Source organism: Bacillus timonensis (genome assembly GCF_004799755.1).
GTDB lineage: Bacteria > Bacillota > Bacilli > Bacillales > Bacillaceae_L > Ferdinandcohnia > Ferdinandcohnia timonensis_A.
In genome coordinates, this window is record NZ_SLUB01000115.1 from 1 (window position 1) to 2,825 (window position 2,825).

The 2,825-nt window shown below is 43.2% G+C and carries 2 protein-coding genes, 11 tRNA genes, 1 rRNA gene and 1 pseudogene; 14 read left to right on the forward strand and 1 reads right to left on the reverse strand.

The window, feature by feature from the left end; all coding sequences use genetic code 11:
* Positions 1–143, forward strand: a pseudogene (locus E1I69_RS23915) (transposase); the annotation flags it as partial.
* Positions 144–238: 95 nt separating this feature from the next.
* Here E1I69_RS23915 and cmpA read toward each other — a convergent pair.
* Positions 239–361 (reverse strand): cortex morphogenetic protein CmpA, encoded by a 123-nt coding sequence (gene cmpA / locus E1I69_RS23920; RefSeq protein WP_136382003.1) that lies wholly within the window; start codon positions 359–361, stop codon positions 239–241.
* A 150-nt stretch (positions 362–511) separates the two neighbouring features.
* Between cmpA and E1I69_RS23925 the strand changes: the two genes are divergently transcribed.
* The 13 genes from E1I69_RS23925 to E1I69_RS23985 all read left to right on the forward strand — a co-directional run.
* Positions 512–973, forward strand: coding sequence for a SprT family protein (locus E1I69_RS23925; RefSeq protein WP_136382004.1), 462 nt, complete (start codon positions 512–514; stop codon positions 971–973).
* Between the two features lie 128 nt (positions 974–1,101).
* A tRNA-Asn gene (locus E1I69_RS23930) sits at positions 1,102–1,176 on the forward strand.
* 2 nt (positions 1,177–1,178) lie between these two features.
* A tRNA-Ser gene (locus tag E1I69_RS23935) sits at positions 1,179–1,269 on the forward strand.
* 9 nt (positions 1,270–1,278) lie between these two features.
* Positions 1,279–1,350: transfer RNA gene (locus E1I69_RS23940), tRNA-Glu, on the forward strand.
* Between the two features lie 57 nt (positions 1,351–1,407).
* Positions 1,408–1,483: transfer RNA gene (locus E1I69_RS23945), tRNA-Val, on the forward strand.
* Positions 1,484–1,650: 167 nt separating this feature from the next.
* Positions 1,651–1,725, forward strand: a tRNA-Gln gene (locus E1I69_RS23950).
* Positions 1,726–1,894: 169 nt separating this feature from the next.
* A tRNA-Lys gene (locus tag E1I69_RS23955) sits at positions 1,895–1,970 on the forward strand.
* 14 nt (positions 1,971–1,984) lie between these two features.
* Positions 1,985–2,065, forward strand: a tRNA-Leu gene (locus E1I69_RS23960).
* 17 nt (positions 2,066–2,082) lie between these two features.
* Positions 2,083–2,169 (forward strand) — tRNA-Leu (locus E1I69_RS23965).
* An 88-nt stretch (positions 2,170–2,257) separates the two neighbouring features.
* Positions 2,258–2,334 (forward strand) — tRNA-Arg (locus tag E1I69_RS23970).
* Between the two features lie 8 nt (positions 2,335–2,342).
* Positions 2,343–2,419, forward strand: a tRNA-Pro gene (locus E1I69_RS23975).
* Positions 2,420–2,436: 17 nt separating this feature from the next.
* Positions 2,437–2,510 (forward strand) — tRNA-Gly (locus tag E1I69_RS23980).
* A gap of 144 nt (positions 2,511–2,654) precedes the next feature.
* Positions 2,655–2,825, forward strand: a 16S ribosomal RNA gene (locus tag E1I69_RS23985); the annotation flags it as partial.

Consider the following 2,825-nt stretch of genomic DNA (forward strand, 5'->3'; position numbering starts at 1 on the left):
CTACGCTCAACGTAAAGTTGAGGTAGAAAGTGTGTTCGGTCACATCAAGGGCAATAGGTCGTTCCGCAGATTTTCCTTGCGGGGGCTCGACAAAGTACATGTCGAGTTTGGGATTGTGGCATTAGCCCACAATATGCTGAAAGTAGCAGGCATCCGCCAGTTACTTTCAGAGAAAAATCGAAAAACTCAAAAAGGGCAAGGGAGAAAAACGAATTGTTTTTCCCCCTTGCCTTATTTTTTAGGACTTATCGGACAGTCCCTTTTTTCTATAAAAATACCAGCATTGATTCAATACTTTAATTTGGTATCGATTTTTTTCATAAAAGGCACGTTTTATTTGATTCTGAAACCAAGTAGGCATAGCCTAAACCTCCTCGTAAATATCTTTTATCCTCAATAAAACAAAAGAATGATACTATAGTGATACAGTTGAAAAATTAAACGTTTGAGTATATATAGTGTATGCAAACACAGTGCGTCCTGTTCGAAAAGGATGGAGAGGAAGAAGAAAATGGAACAGTTTGAGTTGCAAAAAATAGTGGAAGAAGTTTCTCTTGAGTTCTTTGGAAAACCATTCCTTCATAAAGCAATATTCAACAATCGTTTGCAAACGACTGGTGGTAGGTATTTATTGAAATCTCACAATATCGAACTAAATCCTAAATATTATCAGGAGCGTGGAATCGATGAGTTGGTGGGAATCATTAAACACGAACTTTGCCATTACCATTTGCATCTTGAAGGGAAGGGATACCAGCACCGCGATCGTGACTTTCGGAATCTCTTAAAAGCGGTCGATGCTCCGAGATTTTGTAAACCGTTAGAAACCGTTAAAAAAAGAAAAGCTTCAAAACAATATTTGTATACCTGTAACAGCTGTGGGTTAGGATATGTAAGAAAACGAAAAATCGATACAAGTCGATATGTATGTGGGAAATGCGCAGGAAAATTAATTGAAGCAAAAAAATATTGACTCGTGTTTATTCCTGTGATAAATTATATAAGTCGCCGCAAAAACGGACAGGCAAACAACAGATAAATAACAGAGGCTCTTGACAACAAGCAGGTCTGTTTTTATAATAAATAATGTCGCTACATTATTCCGCAGTAGCTCAGTGGTAGAGCTATCGGCTGTTAACCGATCGGTCGTAGGTTCGAATCCTACCTGCGGAGCCAATGGAGAAGTACTCAAGTGGCTGAAGAGGCGCCCCTGCTAAGGGTGTAGGTCGCGTAAGCGGCGCGAGGGTTCAAATCCCTCCTTCTCCGCCAGCTTAAAATGGCCCGTTGGTCAAGCGGTTAAGACACCGCCCTTTCACGGCGGTAACACGGGTTCGAATCCCGTACGGGTCATACAATCATGGGATGTAGGATTCAAAATTCCTACCTCCCATTTCTATCTCTATAAATGGAGGATTAGCTCAGCTGGGAGAGCACCTGCCTTACAAGCAGGGGGTCGGCGGTTCGATCCCGTCATCCTCCACCATGAAAACCCTATAAACTTGCAACTATTTTTATTATATAAGATTTCAAAGGATAGCTGGGGATGTCTACGATATTCCACAAAAATTCCTGCTGAAATTTTTCAGAATATCCTCTTGCGGAGAAGCTCATGCAGCATATTCGATGAAGATATTCGTGAAGTTAACTCAATGGGCTATAGCCAAGCGGTAAGGCAACGGACTTTGACTCCGTCATTCGTAGGTTCGAATCCTGCTAGCCCAGCCATTTTTTTACGAGCCATTAGCTCAGTCGGTAGAGCACGAACAAATAAGCTTCGAAGCATAAGCTTCAGCGTACCAATCGAGCTGCTACTTGAATTAGCTTTCTGAGATTGGGACGTCGTAGATGTACTAGTTTCGATTGCGTTTAAGCATTATTCACCAATCTTATGTACGAGCCATTAGCTCAGTCGGTAGAGCATCTGACTTTTAATCAGAGGGTCGAAGGTTCGAGTCCTTCATGGCTCACCATTTCAATTGCATATGCGGGTGTGGCGGAATTGGCAGACGCGCTAGACTTAGGATCTAGTGTCTTTGACGTGGGGGTTCGAGTCCCTTCACCCGCACTGTACTTGATGTATTCGCGGTCGTGGCGGAATGGCAGACGCGCTAGGTTGAGGGCCTAGTGGGAGTTGATCCCGTGGAAGTTCGAGTCTTCTCGACCGCACCAAAAAAACTTTTTAAAAAAAAGTACTTGCAATTGAGTTTGAAAGATGTTATTATAGAAAAGTCGCTGATTTTGAATCACTTCACAATATGCGCCCGTAGCTCAATTGGATAGAGCGTCTGACTACGGATCAGAAGGCTATGGGTTCGACTCCTTTCGGGCGCGCCATATTATATCGGGAAGTAGCTCAGCTTGGTAGAGCACTTGGTTTGGGACCAAGGGGTCGCAGGTTCGAATCCTGTCTTCCCGACCAGACGGAATTTAATATTTGCGGGTGTAGTTTAATGGTAAAACCTCAGCCTTCCAAGCTGATGTCGTGAGTTCGATTCTCATCACCCGCTCCAAATTAGTTCTTTGAAAACTAAACATAATACAAGCGTCAACGTTAATTCTAAGTAACAAAACTTATTGAGCAAGATCTTTGCTTCTTGAAATGCTTCTTCGGATTTTGCGAAAAATATCGAAGGTATTTTAAGCAATCAATACTCTTATTGGAGAGTTTGATCCTGGCTCAGGATGAACGCTGGCGGCGTGCCTAATACATGCAAGTCGAGCGAACCTGAGGGAGCTTGCTCCCAAAGGTTAGCGGCGGACGGGTGAGTAACACGTGGGCAACCTGCCTGTAAGACTGGGATAACTTCGGGAAACCGGAGCTAATA